Origin of the sequence: Microbacterium sp. ISL-103 (assembly GCF_018613995.1) — a bacterium.
GTDB lineage: Bacteria > Actinomycetota > Actinomycetes > Actinomycetales > Microbacteriaceae > Microbacterium.
In genome coordinates, this window is the sequence record NZ_JAGGPD010000064.1 from 1 (window position 1) to 18,880 (window position 18,880).

The following is an 18,880-nucleotide window of genomic DNA, read 5'->3' on the forward strand; positions in this document are numbered from 1 at the left end:
GCAGCCAGCGCCCGCCGCCGATCCGCGCGGCTTGCGCGTCGGCGCGAGCACGCAGGGCCGCCGCACTCAGTGCAACGCGCTTGGGGATGCCGCTCGATCCCGAGGTCGCGATCACCACCGCCGTGCCCTGCGGCACCCGATCGGGCGCGCCCGCGAGCATCCCGAAGCCGAGAGCCGGACCGCCGTCGAGCGCCCGGGCCAGCAGATCGCGCAGCGCGACCGGGTCTTCGGCATCCGTCGGTGTCAGCGCGACCATGTCCTCATCGATCCGCTCAGTAGTGCCAGGGGAACGACGACCAGTCGGCGTCCCGCTTCTCGAGGAACGAGTCGCGGCCCTCGACGGCCTCGTCGGTGCCGTAGGCGAGGCGCGTGGCCTCGCCGGCGAACACCTGCTGGCCCACGAGTCCGTCGTCCACCGCGTTGAAGGCGAACTTCAGCATGCGGATCGCGGTCGGCGACTTGGTGAGCACGGTGCGCGCCATCTTCAGCGCTTCGCGCTCGAGCTCGGCGTGCGGCACCACCCGGTTGACGGCTCCTGCCTCGTAGGCACGCTGCGCCGAATACTCCTGGGCGAGGAAGAACACCTCGCGAGCGAACTTCTGCCCGGTCTGCCTGGCCATGTACGCCGAGCCGTAGCCCGCGTCGAAGCTGCCGACGTCGGCGTCCGTCTGCTTGAACCGGGCTTCTTCGGCGGAGGCGATCGTGAGGTCGCAGACGACATGCAGCGAGTGTCCGCCGCCCGCCGCCCACCCCGGGACGACCGCGATGACGACCTTCGGCATGAACCGGATGAGCCGCTGGACCTCGAGGATGTGCAGACGACCGGCGCGCGCCGGATCGTGCACCGTCGTCTCGTCGTCGGAGTACTTGTAGCCGTCACGGCCGCGGATGCGCTGGTCGCCGCCCGAGCAGAAGGCCCAGCCGCCGTCCTTCGGGCTCGGGCCGTTGCCGGTGAGCAGCACAGCGCCGATGCGCGGGTTCTGTCGAGCATCGTCGAGCGCTCGATAGAGCTCGTCGACCGTGTGGGGGCGGAAGGCGTTGCGCACCTCCGGGCGGTTGAACGCGATGCGGGCGACTCCGCCGTCCGTGCTGACGTGGGCGGTGATGTCGGTGTAGTCCTCGGCGCCGGGCGCGAGCACCCATTCGTCCGGGTCGAACAGGTCTGAGACGAATGCGCTGGTCACAGCATCCAGCCTATTCCCGCAGGGGTTGCACACGCAGACGGCGTCGCCTCGAGGAGGCGACGCCGTCTGGATCGCGCGCTCAGCTGCGGCGAGCGCGCGCCGTCTTGATCCATCCGTCGACGATGTCCCACGCGGGGAAGGCGACGAGGCAGAATCCCGTGATGACCGTGAGGATGCGCATCGTCTCGTCGGTCACGCCGTTGTCGGTGAAGACGAAGCTCAGGAACTCCGGGTTGAGCAGCTCACCTCGCACCAGCAGGGTGAGCGACCAGGCGGCGAACACCACTGCGAGCAGGGTGTTCACCACTGCGGCGCCGATCGTCCAGCGCCGGTGGGCGTAGACCACGACGGCCAGCAGCGCCTCGGCGATGAACAGCGCGAGGAAGAAGGCGATCCCCCAGGGCCACAGGCCCGGGGCGAGGATCGGGATCGGAGCACCTCCGGTCGGGAAGAACCCCAGGAGTGCGTCCCAGAAGACCGCTCCGACTCCGAGAGCCAGGAAGACGATCGAGGCGATCGCATCCGCCCGCCCTGCACCGTTCTGCGTCGGCTCCGGCAGCTGGTCGACGTTCCACTTCACGCCGGTGTCTGCGCCGGCGCGCTCGAGGATGAAGAAGACGAGCGTGACCCAGAACCCCACGTGCACGATCGAGCCGATCGTGGCGGCGACCGCGGTGCCGATGACCGTGCCTGTCGGAGCACCGTCGAGCAGCTGACCGAGCACGACGCCTGCGAAGGCGAAGGCGGGGACGATCCACAGCAGGACCTTGAGCAGGCGCCAGTACACGAGGAAGTACTTCGGCCCGATCAGGTGAAGAGGACGATCGGCGTATCCGGCGGCGAGGATGCCAGGGTCGCCGAGCTCGGTGAGCACGGCCCGTTCGGCCTCGGCGGGCGCCTCCCCCTGGTCGAGCCTCGCGTCGATCGCATCCGCGATCGACCCTTCGAGTTCTGCGCGCACATCGTCCTGCACCTCGGGGGCGAGGCTGCGGATGGTGGCGCTGATGTAGCGCTCGGTGAGCGTGGCGGTCGTGGTCATGTCAGTTCTCCTCAGCGGTGAGGGTCGCGATCGCCGCGGTGAGCGAGCGCCATTCTTCGGTCAGGGTGTCGGCGAGCCGGATGCCGGCCTCCGATGTGCGGTAGAACTTGCGGGGCCGTGCCTCGTCGGTGTTCCACTCGCTCGTGAGGTACTCCTGCTTCTCGAGCCTGCGAAGCAGCGGGTACAGCGTGTTCGCATCGGTGGCGAAGCCGCGGCGCTCGAGGTCTTCGAGCAGTCCGTAGCCGTACCCCGCGGTGCGCAGCAGCTGCAGGCAGGCCAGCACCACCGTGCCGCGGCGCAGTTCCTGCAGGTGCGTGTCGAGGGTCTCGTTCATGTCGATCACATTACTGTGCGTCACACACCATTGTCAATCACACATTTATGTGGCGGGCACCCGTCCTCGGCGAGCCTGACGAGAGCACATAGCGTGGAGGCATGACCATCGAGATCTCGCGCATCGATCCGTTCGATCCCCGTGACGTCGATGCCTGGTGGGAGGCCTACGCGGCGGCCGAGCGAGCGGATCGCGGCGCGGATGCCGTGGTGTGGTCGCTCGCAGAGAGCCGAAGCGAGCTGCAGCAGGACTCGGCGGTCGTGGACAGACGCGCTTTCCTCCTTCGCGAGGGCGGCGAGGTCGTCGGCTCGGCGAGCCTGGCCCTGCCCCTGAAGGACAACATGCACACGGCCCATCTCGCGATCAGCGTGCCGCCGGAGAACCGCAGGCGAGGCGTCGGCACCGCGGCGCTGACATCGCTCGAGGCAGAGGCAGCGGCATCCGCACGCATGACTCTGCAGGCCTCGACGTCATGGCCGCATGAGCTCGGGCCGGAGGGAGCCGGAGCCCCCGGCCGCGAGTTCGCGCGCGCACACGGGTACGCACTCGCGCTCGGCGACGTGCAGAGCCGGCTCAAGCTGCCGGTGGATCCTGCGATGCTCGACCGGATCGACGATGAGATCGCCGATCCGACAGAGGGTTACGCGCTCCGCAGCTGGGTCGGTCGCATCCCCGATGACGTCGTGGAGCGCTGGGCGATTCTCGATGCGACTCTCGAGACCGAGGCACCGACCGGCGAACTCGACATCGAACCGCTGAAGCCGGATGTCGACAGCATCCGCGAGAGCGAGGAGCTGATCGACCGGCAGCATCGCATCTCGTTCGGCACGATCGCTCTCTCGTCCGATGGCGCAGCCGCCGCATACTCTCAGCTCGTCGCCTCGACCGACGACGGCAACGCGTATCAGTGGGGAACGCTGGTGCGTGCAGCCGACCGCGGGCACCGCCTCGGCATCGCGGTGAAGGTCGCCAATCTGCGGATGCTTGTCGCCAAGGCTCCGCAGACTCGAGCCGTGTACACCTACAACGCCGAATCGAACGCCCACATGCTCGCCGTGAACACGCTGCTCGGTTTCCGCCCGAGCGAGAGGCTGGGCGAACTGCAGAAGCGCCTGATCTGAGAAGAGCCCGTCGGCACGGCGGATGCACCCAGGCGACGCCGACAGAGCAGAATGAGCACATGCTCCCACCGCTCGCAGATCTGCTCGGCTCGGCTCGGGTCGTCTCGCTTCCCATGCACACTCGGTTCCGCGGAGTCGACACCCGCGAGGCGCTTCTGTTCGAGGGGCCGGAGGGATGGGCGGAGTTCTCACCCTTCGTCGAGTACGACGATGCCGAGGCGGCCACCTGGCTCACGGCTGCGATCGACTTCGCCTGGAACGAGCAGCCTGCGCCGCTGCGCGATCGGATCGGCGTGAACGCCACCGTTCCGGCGATCGATGCGGCACGGGTCGCCGACGTGCTGGCACGATTCGCCGGCTGCCGCACGGCGAAGGTCAAGGTCGCCGAACCCGGTCAGACCCTGGCGGATGACGTCGCCCGCGTGCGCGCCGTGCGCGAGGCCATGGGACCGGAAGGGCGCATCCGCGTCGACGCCAACGGATTCTGGAACGTCGATGAAGCCGAGCACGCCGTGCACGCGCTCACCGAGTTCGACCTCGAATACGTCGAGCAGCCCTGCGCCACGGTGCCGGAGCTCGCCGAGCTGCGCGCCCGTGTGAAGTACATGGGCATCCCGGTCGCCGCCGATGAGAGCGTGCGCAAGTCGTCCGATCCGCTCGCCGTCGCGCGCGCGAAGGCCGCGGACCTGCTCGTGATCAAGGCCCAGCCGCTGGGCGGCATCACCCACGCACTGCAGATCATCACCGCCGCAGGCCTCCCCGTCGTCGTCTCCAGCGCGCTCGACACCGCGATCGGCCTGTCGCAGGGCGCGGCACTCGCGGCGGCGCTGCCCAGCCTCGACTACGACTGCGGGCTCGGCACGTCATCACTGTTCCTCGACGACGTCGCCGACCTGCGCCCGGTGGACGGGTCGATCCCGGCCGCACGCGTGACACCGGATGCCGCCGCGCTGACGCGTCTCGCGGCTGCGGATGACCGTCGCGACTGGTGGCTCGAGCGCCTCACGCGGTGTTACGCCGTGCTCGACGCGCGCTGACCTCAGGCTTCACCTGCATGCCGAGATCACGGATGCAGGTCGAGATCGCCCGTCTCGGCATGCATCCGTCATCTCGGCATGCATCCGTCATCTCGGCATGCATATGTGCCGAACGGGTCACTCGGCGAGCAGCAGTTGAACCAGTCGCCCGAGTTCCTCGCCGCTGGAGTGCCGCAGCTGCCCTGAGTCCTGCCCGGCCATCGCACCCCGAACGGTCATGCCCTCCCAGATGATCATGAGCATGCGCGCGGCCTCTTCGGCAGGCACCTTCAGCTCGAGAGAGCTCACCGAGACGATGTCGGTGATGATCACGGCGATGCTCGAGACCATCTCGCGCTCCTGCGCCAGATAGGCCGCACCGAACTGGTGGTCGCGCAGCGCGCGGATGCGGATCTCGCTCATGAGCATCACGCCGAGGCGGTCGTCGCCGCCCGCGTCCATGATCTGCTGCACCAGGTCGACCGGGTCGCAGCCTTCGGACAACCCGCCATCGGCGGCGATCTCGTCGACGCGGGTGCGCACGGCGCTCACGCGCTGCTCGGCGACGCTGCCGGCGAGCATGAGGAAGAGCTCGTCCTTCGACTCGAAGTTCGAATAGAAGGCGCCGCGGGTGAACCCGGCGCGGTCGCAGACGGCCTCGACCGAGGCCCCATCGAGCCCTACCTCTGCGAAGACCTGCGCCGCGGCATCCAGAAGCCTGGCCCTCGTGTTCTGGCGGCTGCGGGTGGCGGGTGTCGTCATCGAATCCTCCTGCCTCTCATTCTCACACCCCGCACACAGACTCCGGGGCTCGGACCACCTTACGATACAACTATGTATTGGATACATCTGTGTATCCACCCCGCGCTCCCGGAGGAACCTCGTGTCCACTCTCCTGTCTTCGCTCGGCCGCTGGTCTTATCGGCATCCGTGGCGAGTCCTCGTCTCCTGGCTCCTCGCCCTCGGCATCGCCGGCGCGGGTGCACTCGTGCTCGGCGCAGGCACCGACAACTCGTTCTCCATCCCCGGCACCGAATCTCAGGCAGGCCTCGAGCAGCTCAACCGCTCGTTCCCGGCGGTGAGCGGCACCAGCGCGCAGATCATCGTGGTCGCGGCTGACGGCGACTCGATCACCGACGACGTGTATCGCGAGGACATCGAGGATGCGGTCGACACGCTCGCAGACCTCGACGACTCGGTACTCTCGGCCACCTCTCCGTACGACGAGATGGTCAGCGGCATGATCAACGACGACGAGACGGCCGGCATCATCCGCCTGCAGTTCGACGGGCAGGCCACCGACGTCTCGGAGCAGACGGAGAACGACCTCAGGGGCGTCGTGGCCGATCTCGGCGACGAGCTTCCCGCCGGATCGCAGACCTCGCTCGGCGGCGATCTCTTCGCCACCTCCATCCCCGGAGTGACTCTCACCGAGGCGGTGGGACTCCTCATCGCGCTGCTCGTGCTGATCGTCACGTTCCGCTCGTTCGTCGTCGCGGGACTCCCCCTGCTCACCGCCGTCCTCGGCGTGGGCATCTCGATGGCCGGCATCTTCGCCGCGACCGCCTTCGCCACGGTCTCGTCGACCACGCCCCTCCTCGCTCTCATGCTCGGACTCGCGGTCGGCATCGACTACGCGCTCTTCATCATGGCCAGACACCAGGATCAGGTCCGCGACGGCGTCGACCCCGAGGAATCCACCGCGCGTGCGGTCGGCACCGCCGGCTCCGCCGTGGTGTTCGCCGGGGTGACGGTGCTGATCGCCCTGATCGGACTCGGCTTCGCCGGCATCCCGTTCCTCACGACCATGGGCATCGCGGCGTCCGCAGCCGTCGCGGTCGCCGTCGCCATCGCCGTGACCCTCACACCCGCGCTCCTCGGCTTCATGAAGGGCCGAGTGGCCGGGCGCCCGCGCAAGGCGCCGAAGGCGAAGAAGGGCAAGCCCGCTCCCGCTCCGCATCGTCGGTTCAGCGACCGGTGGGTGACGGGGGTCACCAAGCGCCCGATCCTCGTCTCGCTCGCCGTGGTGCTCGGCCTCGGCATCGTCGCGGTGCCTGCCCTGAGCCTGAATCTCGCGCTGCCGAACGCGGGCGTGCTGCCGAAGGCCTCGGAGGCCCGTCAGAGCTACGACCTGGTCGGCGAGCAGTTCGGTGCCGGTTTCAACGGGCCGCTGATCCTGACGGGGACGATCGTCACGTCGACCGATCCGCTGACCCTCATGGAAGACCTCGGCGACGAGGTCGCGAAGATCGACGGGGTCAAGGAGGTCGCGCTCGCGACGCCGAACGAGACCGCCGACACCGGCATCGTGCAGATCATCCCCGAGACGGCACCCGACGACCCGGCCACCGCCGACCTCGTGCGGGAACTTCGTTCGCATCACGACGAGTGGCTCGACGAGTTCGGCATCGACCTGAAGGTCACGGGCTTCACCGCCGTCGGCATCGACATCTCGGATCAGCTGGGCAACGCACTGCTGCCGTTCGGCCTCTTCGTGATCGGCCTGTCACTGATCCTGCTGACCATCGTTTTCCGCTCTCTCTGGGTGCCGATCACCGCGGCCGCGGGTTACCTGCTGTCGATCGTCGCCGCATTCGGCATCGTCGGCGCCGTGTTCGAGTGGGGCTGGTTCGCCGACGCCCTGCACGTCGCGAAGGTCGGCCCCATCATCAGCTTCATGCCGATCATCCTCATGGGCGTCCTGTTCGGGCTCGCGATGGACTATCAGGTGTTCCTCGTCTCGCGGATGCGCGAGGACTTCGTGCACGACCGCGACGGCAAGAGCCCTGACCGCGCCACCCGCCGCGCAGCCGCCCTGCGTGCCGTCCGCAGCGGCTTCACCGGGTCGGCCAAGGTCGTCACCGCCGCAGGGCTCATCATGTTCGCCGTGTTCGTCGCGTTCGTCCCAGAAGGGGACTCGTCGCTCAAGCCGATCGCGCTCGGCCTCGCCGCGGGCATCGCGATCGACGCGTTCCTGGTGCGGATGACGCTGATCCCCGCGCTCATGGCGATCCTCGGCGAGCGCGCGTGGGAGATCCCGGCATGGCTGGAGATGATCCTCCCGAGCGTCGACATCGAAGGCGAGGCCGTCGAGCGTGAACGCCACCTGGCCGAGTGGCCGGGCGACGACTCCGTGGTCGCCGCTGACGACCTCTCGCTGACGGATGCCGGAATCGACGGCCTCCATCTGCGCCTCGCCCCCGGGGCATCCGCCGTGCTGACCGGCTCGTCGGCCGGGGCGCTGCGCGCTCTGGCGCTGACGATCGCGGGTCGCGTGACGCCCGACGGCGGTCGCCTCCGGGTGGCCGGCCATCTGCTGCCCGGCCGATCCGCCTGGGTGCGTGCGCACGTCGGCGCCGTGATGGTCGCGGATGCCGGAGGCCTCTCGACCGATCTCTCCGAGGCGCTGCGCGGCCGACCCGCACTCGTCGTCATCGACGGCGCCGACCGGCTCACGCGCTCGGAACGCGATCAGCTCACCGCACGCCTGCGGGACGCACGCCGCACGACCGCCATTCTGCTCACCGCGCTCTCACCCGAGATCGCGCTCGAGATCCTCGAGGACGCGCGCCGCGGCCCCGCAGATCTCATCGACATCGACACCCCTGCCGCGCACCGGCACGGCGCCTCCCCTGCGCCCGCCCGCGCAGACGAACCCACCGAATCGACCGAGGTGAACGCATGACCCTCCCCATCGAACGCGCCCGCTCGCGCAAGCCCATCACCTGGCTGACCATCCTCGGCATCCTGCTGCTGCCCGCAGCCGTCGGCGGCATCCTCGTCGCCGCCCTGCAGAACCCGACGGAGCGCCTGGACTCGATGACCGCGGCGATCGTCAACCTCGACGAGCCGGTCGAGATCGACGGTCAGCTCACCCCGCTCGGCCGCCAGCTCGCCTCGGGGCTCGTCGAGGGCTCCGACGAACTGGACTCCAACCTCACCTGGGTCATCTCGAACGAGGACGACGCGAAGGACGGTCTCGCCGACGGGTCGTATCAGGCGGTCATCACCATCCCCGAGGACTTCTCGGCCGCAGCCACCTCGGCGGGGCAGGCGATCTCCGACGGCGGCGGCGATGCCGAGCAGGCCACCATCCAGGTCACGACCCCGGACGACGGACTCGTCGCCGACGATCTGATCACGAGCCAGATCGCGAACGTCGCCGCATCCAGCATGGGGACGCTGCTGTCTGAGGCGACGACCGAGAACATCCTCGTCGGCTTCACGACGATCGGGGACCAGATCGGCGAGGCCGCCGATGGAGCGGTGACGCTCGCCGACGGGGCGCGGGATGCGGCCACGGGCGCCGCAGCCATCCCCGACGGAGCCACCCAGCTGGCTTCCGGAGCGTCCGAGCTCGGCACCGGCGCCACATCGCTCGCCTCGGGCCTGGACACCCTCGCGTCGAAGACCCGCGAAGCCGCCGGCGGCGCGGGCCGGATCGGCACGGGGCTGACGGACGGGGCTGCGGAGCTTCGTGCGCAGGCAGGACAGATGCCCGCGCTCGTCGGTGCGATCTCGACGGGTACGGATGCGGCGACGGATGCCGCGACCAAGTCCGGGAGCCTCGCTCAGCGACTCGGCGCGATGGCCGAGAGCTGCGACCCCGCCGTCTCGGGTGATCTGTGCGATCAGCTCTCCGCCGAGGCCGCCAACGCCGCCGACGTCGCGACGTCGGCCGGAACGGCCTCGGGATATCTCACGACGGTCGAACCGCAGGTCGCGACACTTCCCGCCGCGTTCACCACTCTCGCGAACGAATTGGGACAGGCCGGCGCCGGCGCGACGACTCTCGCCGACGGTCTGAACCAGCTCGCCACCGATGGCCTCGACCAGTCCGCGGCCGGTGCTCGGGCACTCTCCTCGGGTGCGGTGCAGCTGTCGACCGGGGCGACCGAGCTCGCCGACGGCGCCACAGAGCTCTCGACAGGTCTCGACACGCTCGCGACGGGCACGGGCGATCTCGCCGGAGGCCTGCGCACGGCATCCGACTCGCTCCCCTCGTTCAGCGACTCGGAATCGACGTCGCTCGCGTCGGTGATCGCCGACCCGGTCGCCTCGAAGGGCGCGGACGGCGCCACGATCTTCGGCCCGACGGCCATCCCGCTGCTCGCGGCGGTCGTGCTGTGGTTCGGTGCTCTCGCGTCGTTCCTCGTGATGCGCGCGCACACCGCCCGCACCCTGACATCGCGTCGGTCATCGGCCGGACTCGCGCTGCGCGCCTTCGCCCCCGCTGCAGCGATCGGCGCCGCCCAGGGCCTGCTGGTCTCGCTGATCGTGCAGATCGTGGCCGGCTACGACGCGGCTGCCTGGTGGGCCTTCGCCGGCGTCGCCGTGCTCGCTGGTGTCGTGTTCGCCGCCGTGAACCAGGCGCTGGTCGCGGTGTTCGGCGGCACCGGACGCTGGGTCAGTGCCCTCGTCGGTGTGCTGGCCGTCGCCACGGGTCTCATCTCGACCGTGCCGGGATGGCTCGCCGACCTCGGCGCCGCACTGCCGACGGCACCCGCCTTCACCGGTCTCATCGCGGCGAACGGGGGCGCGGCCGCGGCCCTCGTGGTGTGGGGTGTGCTGTCACTCGTGGCGACCACCCTGGCCGTGACCCTGCGGCGGACCACCTCGACGAAGGCGGCACTCGCCACCGCCTGAGCCGACCGGCCCGGGCACAGTTTCGGACCACGTTCCATGACGCGCCGCGCATCGCTCTCGATGCGCGGCGCGTCATGTCTCCGGTCCGAAACCGTGCCCGCCCCGCGGGTGACGGTACTCGGACGTCCGCCCGCGCACGTACGATCAGGAGATGCGCCGCCCTTTCATGACCTCCCCCGCCCAGCTCGCTTCGCTGGAGGGGCAGCAGTATCTCGTGCTGCGTCCGCGCACCAATGTCTCCGACGTGTATCGCGCCGAGCAGCGGTCAGCACTCGGTCGTATGGACGCGCCGCACCCGCACACCGAGCACGTCACGCTGCGCGCCTTCCACGAGCCTGAACGCCGCGATGAGCTGCTCGCCGTGATCCGCGAGTGGGCCGTGGCGCAGCGCCCGATCGAGGTCGTGGCCGAGGCCGTCGATGTGTTCCCCACCCCCTGGCAGGTCGTGATCCTGCGCCTCAGGCGTACGCCGTCGATCGTGTCGGCCTACTCGAACCTCTCGGCCGCCCTCGAGACGACCGACTTCCGGCGTCTCGACGAGCGCAGCACCGCCGACTGGACCTTCCACCTGTCGGTGATCTACGCCAAGACCCTCGCACCGGCGGCGTGGACCGAACTGTCGCACAAGTCGCGACGCTCGTTGAGCTCTCGCCCGGCAGAGACCATCAGCGAGGCGGAGTTCGTCTGGTACGAAGACGGCGTCGAGCACGCGGAGGTCATCCCGTTGGGAATCCCCGCGTTCCGCTGAGTCGCGCTCCGCTCAGGCGGTGCTCCCCTCAGGGCCCTCAGCTCGGCGGCGCTCAGCTCAGGCCGGAGTACGCGTGCAGGCCCTTGAAGAAGACGTTGACGATCGTGAAGTTGAAGAGCACGGCCGAGAAGCCGACGATCGCCAGCCACGCCGACGGGTTGCCGCGCCAGCCGCGGGTGGCCCGCGCGTGGATGTATCCGGCGTAGAGCACCCAGATCACGAAGGTCCAGGTCTCCTTGACGTCGAACCCCCAGAAGCGGCTCCAGGCGTAGTACGCCCAGATGGAGCCTGCGATGAGGGTGAACGTCCAGAGGATGAATCCGATGATCGTGAACCGGTAGGCCATGCTCTCGAGGCGCTCGGAACCGGGGAACGTGCGCAGGAAGCCCGGGCCCGTCTTCTCGGCCCCTTCTGAGATCAGACGCTCTCGTCGTGACTGCATCAGCTGGATGACCGACAGGGCGAAGGCCAGCGCGAAGAACGCGGTGCCCAGCGAGGCCACGAACACGTGGATCACGAGCCACACGCTCTTCAGCGGGTCCATCAGGGGCGTCACGTCGACGTAGAAGTTCGTGGCGGCGAGACCGAGCAGCACGACGATGAGGCCGGTGATGAACGTGCCGAGGAACCGTAGGTCGAGGCGCGTGAGCACCACGAGGAACACGGCGACGATGAGCAGCGTGCCCATCATCGCGAACTCGTACAGGTTGGCCCACGGCACGCGGCCGGCCGCGAAGCCACGCGTGACGGTGGCCGCGAGGTGGAAGAAGAAGGCGAGGACCGTGAGCGACGTGCCGATGCGCGCCATCACGAAGCGCTGCGGAACCTCTGCGAAGCCGGATGCCGCGGCGGCACCCTTCGCTCCCTTGGCACCGCGCGCGCCAGCGCCCGCGCCGACCAGTTCGAGCTCCCGCACGCTCGCGGCATCGGCCGAGAGCTGCGACCGCCGAGCGAGGTCGAAGGCGAAGGCCACGAAGGCCGCCGCGTAGATCGCGATCGCCGTCCACAGCAGGATCGGCGAGATCACTTCGAGGTCGAACATGGTGTCAGTCTACTTTCGGGGTGTCGGATGCGGGGCGGCCGGCGTCACCCTCGCGGTCGTTCTCTGTCTCGACCTCGCGGTCGTTCTCCGGCGCGGCCTCGGTATCGTCCGCCGGCTCATCGACCGGCTCATCGACCGTCTCGTCAGCCTCGACGGCGGCGGTGACTCCCGCCGCATCCATCAGTCGCGCGTGACCTGCGACCAGGTCATCGACCGCGAGCGCGAGCGTCGGGTCGTCGCCACGGGCGAGACCGGCGTATTCGAGCGCGACCGTGCCGTCGGCCGCCGTCGCCTTGACCCAGACCCGGCGGCGCGGGATGAAGAGCGCGAGCATGAGGCCGCCGAGCGCGAGCAGGGCGAAGCCGAGCACCCAGGGTCCCGACGCATCGCGGTGGATCTGCAACGACGCGAACCGCTTCACCGACTGCGATGCATCCGTCGCTCCGGCGGGCGACTCGTCGTCGAACGTCACGGTTCCCATGCCGTTCGGCAGGTCGGCGGTCTGCCCGGGGGTCAGCTCGATCGATTCGAGGTCGGTCGTGCGGCCGGTGACCTTGGTCATGCCCGTGGTGTCGAGCACGTACACCGATCGCGGCACACCCTCGTTGATGCCCAGGTCTCCCGTGTAGACGTCGAGCGTGAGTGTCGGGTTGGTCAGGTCGCCGAAGCCCGAGAAGAAGGCTCCCGTGTCGAGCACACCCGTCGTCGGGTAGAAGAACCCGACGAGACCGACCTGTTCGCTGAGGCCGTCGGGGATCTTGATGACGCCGAGCGAGGTCATGTTGTTGTCCTGCGGCAGGAAAGGAGTGCTGTTCGTGAACACGACCTCGCCGTCGGGGTCGCGCACGGTGATCGTCGGCGCGTACCCGTTACCCAGCAGGAAGACGTTGTCGTCGGCGACTCCGAGGGGCTCGTTCACCTTGACCGAACCGGTGCGCTCCTCGCCGTTCTCCTGCACGGTGACGTTGGCCGAGAAGTCGCCGGCCTGGCCGGAGCCGGGCTCGCCGAACGGCTGATACGTCACATCGAAGCTGTCGAGGCGCATCGAATACNNGGGTGTTCGCGAAGGTCTCGCCCTCGACCAGCACGCGCTGCCCGGTGTAGGCGAACCCTCCCCCGACACCGACGGTGATCAGCACGCCGACGAGAGCGAGGTGGAACAGCAGGTTGCCGGTCTCGCGCCAGTAGCCGCGCTCGGCGGAGACGGAGGAGGTGCGGCCTCTGTCGTAGCGCTCGACGCGATAGCCGAGCGCCTTGAGCTGCTTCGTCGCGATGTCGATCGATGCGGAGGCGTCTGCCGTGGCATCCGCCGATGTGCGCTCGACCGCGCGGAAGTCGGCGAGGCGCTTGAGACGGGCGGGCGTGCGCGGAGGACGAGCCTGCAGGGCCTTGGCGTGGTGCCGGATGCGCGGGATCACGCAGCCGACGAGCGAGGCGAACAGCAGCAGGTAGATCGCCGAGAACCATGGCGACAGGTAGACGTCGAACATCTTCAGCCCGTCGAGCACGGGGAAGAGGTCGGGGTTGTCGCGCTCCCACTGGGTGACGCCGTTGGGGTCGGCCATCCGCTGCGGGAAGATCGAACCGGGGATCGCGGCGATCGCGAGCACCAGCAGCAGGATCAACGCGGTGCGCATCGAGGTCAGCTGACGCCATCCCCAGCGCAGCCACCCGACGAAGCCGAGGCGCGGCTGAGTGATGGATTCTTCGCCGTCGATGTGGTCCGACGGGCGGAGCGGGTCGCTGGACCTGTCGGTGGTGCTCACGTCATCCTTCCGATGCGTCTTCTTCTGATCAGAGCGGGAGGACGACACTGTTCATCACCGCCGTCAGTCGCGACATGATGTCGGTCCAGAGGCCGGTCACCATCAGCAGGCCGAGGACGATCAGCAGGATGCCGCCGATGACGTTCACGATGCGGATGTGCCGGCGCAGGAACCCGACGGCCTTGGTCGCCCACCCGAACCCGAGCGCGACCAGCAGGAACGGGATGCCGAGGCCGAGCGAGTAGGCGAGGCCCAGGAAGCCCGCGCGCACGGGGTCGCCCGCGTTGAAGGAGAGGGCGAAGATCGCCGTCAGGGTGGGGCCGAGGCAGGGTGCCCAGCCGATGCCGAGTGCGACGCCCAGCAGCGGTGCGCCGATCAGGCCGGCCTTCGAGTCGACGTGGAAGCGCAGCTCGCGCTGGGCGAAGCCGAACAGGCCCAGGAACACGAGGCCCATCAGGATGATCACACCGCCGAGGATGCGCGTGAACAGCTCGCCCCACTGGGTCAGGAACATGCTCGCCGCGCCGCCGAGGGCCGTCAGCGACACGAAGACGGCACTGAACCCGAGGATGAAGAGCAGCACGCCGACCACGAGACGACTGCGAGCCGGGGCCTCGATTGTTGAGACGGAGGCTCCGTCGACGTTCGCCGCCCGGCGAGGGGTGACCGCTCCCCCGAGGAATCCGAGGTAGCCGGGAACGAGCGGCAGCACGCACGGCGACAGGAACGACACGAGGCCGGCGAGCATCGCGACCGGGATCGCGAGCCACAGGGCTCCCGACCCGATGATGGCTTCGGGGTTCACGCCGCTCCTGCGAGACTCACGAGTCCTCCGCGAGCGCGTCCTTGACGAGCGTCGAGAGGATCGAGGTGCCGTCGATGGGACCGATGATGCGAGCCGCGACCCTGCCCTGCTTGTCGAGCACGAGCGTGGTCGGCGTGGCCTGCATCGGCACCGACGACGAGAAGGCGAGCTTCGCCTCGGCCGTGTCGACGTCGATGAGGCTCGGATAGGTCACGCCGAACTCATCCGAGAAGGCCTTGGCCGTGTCGGCCTGGTCGCGGGTGTTGACTCCGAGGAACGCGACGTCATCGCCGCCCTGCTCCTGCCAAACGCTCTCGAGGTCTTCCGCCTCGAGACGGCACGGGGCGCAGCCGGCGTACCAGAAGTTGACGACCGTCACCTTGCCCGCGAGCTCCGAGCTCGAGAAGTCCTCGCCGTTCTCGGTGACCCCGCCGAACTCGGCGACGGGCGCCTCCCGCTCGGCGACGGGGATCTCGACGATGGCACCGTCTGCGGCCACGTAGCCCGGGTTGTCACCGCTGAGGAAAGAGTCGTTCACGGGATCGGGAGCGCAGGCGCTCAAACCGATGGCTAGTACCGCGGCGAGCGCGGCACCGACCGCGCGGCGGGAACGCCGGATGCGGGAGGAGCGGCCGCTGCGGATCGGACGAACCGTCGAGGCGAGTGGCACGATTCCCAGTTTACGCGGGGGTTCCTATGCGTGGGCCGGGCGCAGCCCGGGCGCCGAACCTCCGTCAGAGACGCGCCAGGACGTCGGCGACGCTCGCCCGGAACCGCGGGCACGTGGCGATGTCGTGCGAACGGCATCCCATCGCGTGCTCGGTCATCTCGCGCGACCGGCGCATGTCCTCCATCCGACGGTCGAGGTCGTCGAGGTGCCGCTGCAGCACCTCGTGCCGGCCGGCGCTGCCGTCGTCGAGCAGCACCGCGATCTGCTCCAGCGTCATGCCCGCCGCCTTGCTGCGCTGGATGACGGCGATGCGCACCACCTCGTCCTGGCCATAGCGGCGCCGACCGGCCGAGTCGCGGGCCGGACGCAGCAGGCCGACGGACTCCCAGTGGCGCAGCACGTTCGTGGGCAGATCGAAGCGGGAGGCGACCTCGCCGACGGACCAGGGATTCTCGACGCTTGACTTCATGTTGACATGAAGTCACAGACTGGGGTGGAACGCAAGCGCCACCCCTCGGAAGGACCCCACATGTACGACGCGATCGTGATCGGTGCAGGCCCCGCCGGCCTGCAGGCGGCACTGACGCTCGGGCGGATGCATCGCCCCACGCTGATGCTGGATTCGGGAGAGTACCGCAACGGCACCGTGCAGCACATGCACAACGTCGTCGCGAACGACGGCACTCCCCCGGCGGAGTTCCGAGCGACGGCCCGCGCGCAGCTCGCCGAGTACGCCGACGTCGAGATCCGTGATGTCGGGGCGCAGCGCGTGACCGGATCCGCGGGAGCGTTCACCGTGATCCTCGCCGACGGGAGCAGCGCCGAGGCGACGACCGTGATCCTCGCCACCGGAGTCGCCGACGACCTCCCTCCCGTGCCGGGGCTGCAGGAGCTGTGGGGCACGAAGGCATTCAGCTGCCCGTTCTGCGACGGCCACGAGCACGCCGGCCGCTCCATCGGCATCCTCGGCCCCGCCCCTCGCGCCGAGCACCTGATCGGTCTGCTCGGCCGCATCGTGGGAGAGATCACCGTCTTCCCCGTGGAGCAGGAGTTCTCCGCAGAAGAAGTCCAGACGCTCGAGGGGCTGGGAGCGCGGGTCAGCGCGAGTCCGGTGACCGCGGTCGACCGCGACGGCGACGACGTGCGCATCGCGACGGAGTCCGGCGAACAGAAAGTGGCGGGTGTCTGCGTGGCCGCCGGCACCCTGCGCCATCGCGCGCCGTTCGCCGACCAGCTCGGTCTGCTGCTGCTGCCGTCGGGCTCGATCGAGATCGACGACTTCGGGCGCACGTCACTTGCCGGCGTCTTCGCGGCGGGCGATCTCGCGCATCCGGCCTCGCTTCCCGGCCCGATGGCGTCGGTGCTGCTGGCCGCCGCCGCGGGTCAGTTCGCCGCGGTCGGCGTCATCCAGTCGCTGATGGCGCCCTGACCGGAACCAGCCGCGTCGGGGGCCAGAACCTCAGACCGCCCCGACGTCGACCGCGCCGCCGGTCGCCGCCGGCTCTGCGTAACCGACCTCGCGCCACACATCGCCCACCAACTCGAACGATGTGACGCTCGAGAGGGCGCAGCGACGGGTGCGCGGGTCGTGCTGCAGCGGCAGGCCAGCGACCCGCAGGTGCGTGATCCAGATCGGCGCCTGATGCGACACCATCACGAGGTCGCCGGTGTCGACCGATCGCCAGGCTTCGGCCATCATGCCCAGCATCCGCTCGGCGATCGACGCATACGGCTCGCCCCAGCTCGGCAGCGAAGGCTGGCGCAGGTGCCACCACTTGAACGGGTTCATGAGAGAGCGACGCATCTGCGTGCCCTCGAACACGTTCGTCGGCTCGATCAGCCGGATGTCGATCTCGGGCGTGAGGCCGAACCGCTCGGCGAACGGCTCCGCCGATTCCTGAGCCCGCTCGAGAGGCGACGAGTACAGGCTCGCGACAGGGCGGTCCAGTCCCGCGATGTGATCGGCGGCAGCCTGGGCCATCGTCCGACCGGCTCTGCTCAGGTGGTAGTCGGGCAGCCGGCCATAGAGCACGCGCTTCGGGTTGTGCACCTCACCGTGTCGGACGAGATGCAGACGAGACGCCACCATGTCAGACCCTGCTGTAGCGGGAGTCGCCGAAGCCGAGGATCAGATACCCGATGTAGGGGAAGACGAAGAGCAGGAAGAAGGAGAACAGCCCGCCCCTGCCGAACCGCTCACCGAGCTTGACGGCCACGATGATCCCGAAGATGAACCCCACGATGGGAATCAGGTAGAGCAGTGCGAGCCAGCCGGACATGCCGGCGATCTTGACGAGGAACACCACGTTGACGAAGGGGATGATCGCGAGGATGCCGGGATACCCCGCCTTCGTGAACACCTTCCACAGACCGATGACGACGAGGACGTAGAAGACGAGCGTGATGAGGCCCGTCGTGCCGGAGAAGATCTGGGCGTACAGATCCGAGATGCCGTTGGAGTCCATGAAGACCCTTTCGCTGGTCGAGCGGCTGTCGTGGCGATCCTACTGACCGATATGCCACCGGCGGAGGAGGCGACACGGCCCCCGTAGAATGGGCGGGTTCATCATTTCCCAGATCAGGAGGAATCCTCCGTGCTTCGCACCCACTCGGCAGGCTCACTGCGAGCCGAGCATATCGGTCAGACCGTCACCCTCTCGGGTTGGGTCGATCGCCGTCGTGATCACGGAGGAGTCGCGTTCATCGATCTTCGGGATGCATCGGGCATCGCCCAGGTCGTCATCCGCGATGAGGAGATCGCGCACCCGCTGCGCAACGAGTTCGTCCTGCAGGTCACGGGCGAGGTCTCGCGTCGCCCCGAGGGAAACGCGAACCCGAACCTGCCGACCGGCGAGATCGAGCTGATCGCGACCGATGTCGTCGTGCTCAACGAGTCCGCTCCGCTGCCGTTCCAGGTGTCGACGGCCGTCGCCGACACCGAGACGGTCGGCGAAGAAGCGCGCCTCAAGTACCGCTACCTCGACCTGCGTCGCCCCGCCGCGGCATCCGCTCTGCGTCTGCGTTCGAACGTCTACAAGGCCGTCCGCGACGTGCTGCACGGCGAGGACTTCACCGAGGTCGAGACGCCGACGCTCACGCGCTCGACTCCCGAGGGCGCCCGCGACTTCGTCGTGCCCGCGCGCCTTCACCCGGGCAGCTGGTACGCGCTGCCGCAGTCGCCGCAGCTGTTCAAGCAGCTGCTCATGGTCGGCGGCGTCGAGAAGTACTACCAGATCGCGCGCTGCTACCGCGACGAGGACTTCCGCGCCGACCGCCAGCCGGAGTTCACCCAGCTCGACATCGAGATGAGCTTCGTCGATCAGGAAGACGTCATCACGCTGATGGAGACGCTCATCCAGGCGATGTGGAAGACCATCGGGGTCGATGTCTCGCTGCCGCTGCCGCGCATGACCTACGCCGATGCGATGGCGAAGTACGGCTCGGACAAGCCCGACCTGCGCTTCGGACTCGAGCTGGTCGAGGCGACCGAGTACTTCGCCGAGACCCCG

General features: G+C 68.9%; 17 protein-coding genes and 2 pseudogenes. 7 read left to right on the top strand and 12 right to left on the bottom strand.

Annotated elements, in window-relative coordinates; genetic code table 11:
* From J7E68_RS02990 to J7E68_RS03005, 4 genes and pseudogenes are all read right to left on the bottom strand, one after another.
* Positions 1–256 (bottom strand): annotated as a pseudogene (locus J7E68_RS02990) (acyl-CoA synthetase); the annotation flags it as partial.
* 16 nt (positions 257–272) lie between these two features.
* Positions 273–1,184 carry a 1,4-dihydroxy-2-naphthoyl-CoA synthase gene (locus J7E68_RS02995; protein WP_215169714.1) on the bottom strand — a complete coding sequence of 304 codons (912 nt, stop codon included), beginning with the start codon at positions 1,182–1,184 and terminating at the stop codon, positions 273–275.
* 79 nt (positions 1,185–1,263) lie between these two features.
* Positions 1,264–2,223: a permease prefix domain 1-containing protein gene (locus J7E68_RS03000; protein ID WP_215169716.1), complete on the bottom strand. Its 960-nt coding sequence runs from the start codon at positions 2,221–2,223 to the stop codon at positions 1,264–1,266.
* Position 2,224: 1 nt separating this feature from the next.
* Entirely contained in the window at positions 2,225–2,557 is a 333-nt protein-coding gene (locus tag J7E68_RS03005) for a helix-turn-helix transcriptional regulator (protein WP_215169717.1), read from the bottom strand.
* 101 nt (positions 2,558–2,658) lie between these two features.
* Here J7E68_RS03005 and J7E68_RS03010 point away from each other — a divergent pair, with 101 nt between their 5' ends.
* Complete coding sequence (locus J7E68_RS03010; RefSeq protein WP_215169719.1) at positions 2,659–3,678, top strand: GNAT family N-acetyltransferase; 1,020 nt, start codon at positions 2,659–2,661, stop codon at positions 3,676–3,678.
* Between the two features lie 59 nt (positions 3,679–3,737).
* On the top strand, positions 3,738–4,715 hold the full coding sequence (locus tag J7E68_RS03015; protein WP_215169721.1) for an o-succinylbenzoate synthase: 978 nt from the start codon (positions 3,738–3,740) through the stop codon (positions 4,713–4,715).
* A 117-nt stretch (positions 4,716–4,832) separates the two neighbouring features.
* Here J7E68_RS03015 and J7E68_RS03020 read toward each other — a convergent pair whose 3' ends face one another.
* Positions 4,833–5,456, bottom strand: a complete 624-nt coding sequence (locus tag J7E68_RS03020) for a TetR/AcrR family transcriptional regulator (RefSeq protein ID WP_215169723.1) — start codon at positions 5,454–5,456, stop codon at positions 4,833–4,835.
* Between the two features lie 121 nt (positions 5,457–5,577).
* On the opposite strand from J7E68_RS03020, the gene J7E68_RS03025 reads away from it, so the two are divergent.
* The 3 genes from J7E68_RS03025 to J7E68_RS03035 all read left to right on the top strand — a co-directional run bounded on the left by J7E68_RS03025 (position 5,578) and on the right by J7E68_RS03035 (position 11,088).
* Positions 5,578–8,379 (top strand): efflux RND transporter permease subunit, encoded by a 2,802-nt coding sequence (locus J7E68_RS03025; RefSeq protein ID WP_215169725.1) that lies wholly within the window; start codon positions 5,578–5,580, stop codon positions 8,377–8,379.
* Complete coding sequence (locus J7E68_RS03030; protein ID WP_215169727.1) at positions 8,376–10,340, top strand: YhgE/Pip family protein; 1,965 nt, start codon at positions 8,376–8,378, stop codon at positions 10,338–10,340. The genes J7E68_RS03025 and J7E68_RS03030 overlap by 4 nt, the downstream gene beginning before the upstream one ends.
* A 151-nt stretch (positions 10,341–10,491) precedes the next feature.
* Positions 10,492–11,088 carry a 2'-5' RNA ligase family protein gene (locus tag J7E68_RS03035; RefSeq protein ID WP_251048572.1) on the top strand — a complete coding sequence of 199 codons (597 nt, stop codon included), beginning with the start codon at positions 10,492–10,494 and terminating at the stop codon, positions 11,086–11,088.
* Positions 11,089–11,140: 52 nt separating this feature from the next.
* On the opposite strand, the gene ccsB is transcribed toward J7E68_RS03035, so the two are convergent.
* From ccsB to J7E68_RS03060, 5 genes and pseudogenes are all read right to left on the bottom strand, one after another.
* The gene (gene ccsB / locus J7E68_RS03040) at positions 11,141–12,130 is read right to left on the bottom strand and encodes a c-type cytochrome biogenesis protein CcsB (RefSeq protein WP_215169729.1); all 990 of its coding nucleotides are present in this window, start codon (positions 12,128–12,130) and stop codon (positions 11,141–11,143) included.
* A 109-nt stretch (positions 12,131–12,239) separates the two neighbouring features.
* Positions 12,240–13,896, bottom strand: a pseudogene (locus J7E68_RS03045) (cytochrome c biogenesis protein ResB); the annotation flags it as partial.
* Positions 13,897–13,924: 28 nt separating this feature from the next.
* Positions 13,925–14,701 carry a cytochrome c biogenesis CcdA family protein gene (locus tag J7E68_RS03050; protein WP_215169731.1) on the bottom strand — a complete coding sequence of 259 codons (777 nt, stop codon included), beginning with the start codon at positions 14,699–14,701 and terminating at the stop codon, positions 13,925–13,927.
* A 16-nt stretch (positions 14,702–14,717) separates the two neighbouring features.
* The gene (locus J7E68_RS03055) at positions 14,718–15,371 is read right to left on the bottom strand and encodes a TlpA disulfide reductase family protein (RefSeq protein ID WP_215169733.1); all 654 of its coding nucleotides are present in this window, start codon (positions 15,369–15,371) and stop codon (positions 14,718–14,720) included.
* A gap of 64 nt (positions 15,372–15,435) precedes the next feature.
* Entirely contained in the window at positions 15,436–15,840 is a 405-nt protein-coding gene (locus tag J7E68_RS03060; RefSeq protein ID WP_215169735.1) for a MerR family transcriptional regulator, read from the bottom strand.
* A gap of 6 nt (positions 15,841–15,846) precedes the next feature.
* Between J7E68_RS03060 and J7E68_RS03065 the strand changes: the two genes are divergently transcribed.
* The gene (locus tag J7E68_RS03065) at positions 15,847–16,800 is read left to right on the top strand and encodes an NAD(P)/FAD-dependent oxidoreductase (RefSeq protein ID WP_251048573.1); all 954 of its coding nucleotides are present in this window, start codon (positions 15,847–15,849) and stop codon (positions 16,798–16,800) included.
* Positions 16,801–16,830: 30 nt separating this feature from the next.
* On the opposite strand, the gene J7E68_RS03070 is transcribed toward J7E68_RS03065, so the two are convergent.
* Positions 16,831–17,460, bottom strand: coding sequence for a histidine phosphatase family protein (locus J7E68_RS03070; RefSeq protein WP_215169737.1), 630 nt, complete (start codon positions 17,458–17,460; stop codon positions 16,831–16,833).
* Between the two features lies 1 nt (position 17,461).
* Entirely contained in the window at positions 17,462–17,836 is a 375-nt protein-coding gene (locus J7E68_RS03075) for a DUF5684 domain-containing protein (protein WP_215169739.1), read from the bottom strand.
* A 129-nt stretch (positions 17,837–17,965) separates the two neighbouring features.
* Between J7E68_RS03075 and aspS the strand changes: the two genes are divergently transcribed.
* Positions 17,966–18,880, top strand: a 915-nt coding sequence (gene aspS / locus J7E68_RS03080; protein ID WP_215169741.1) for an aspartate--tRNA ligase, incomplete at its 3' end; no start/stop codon positions are given.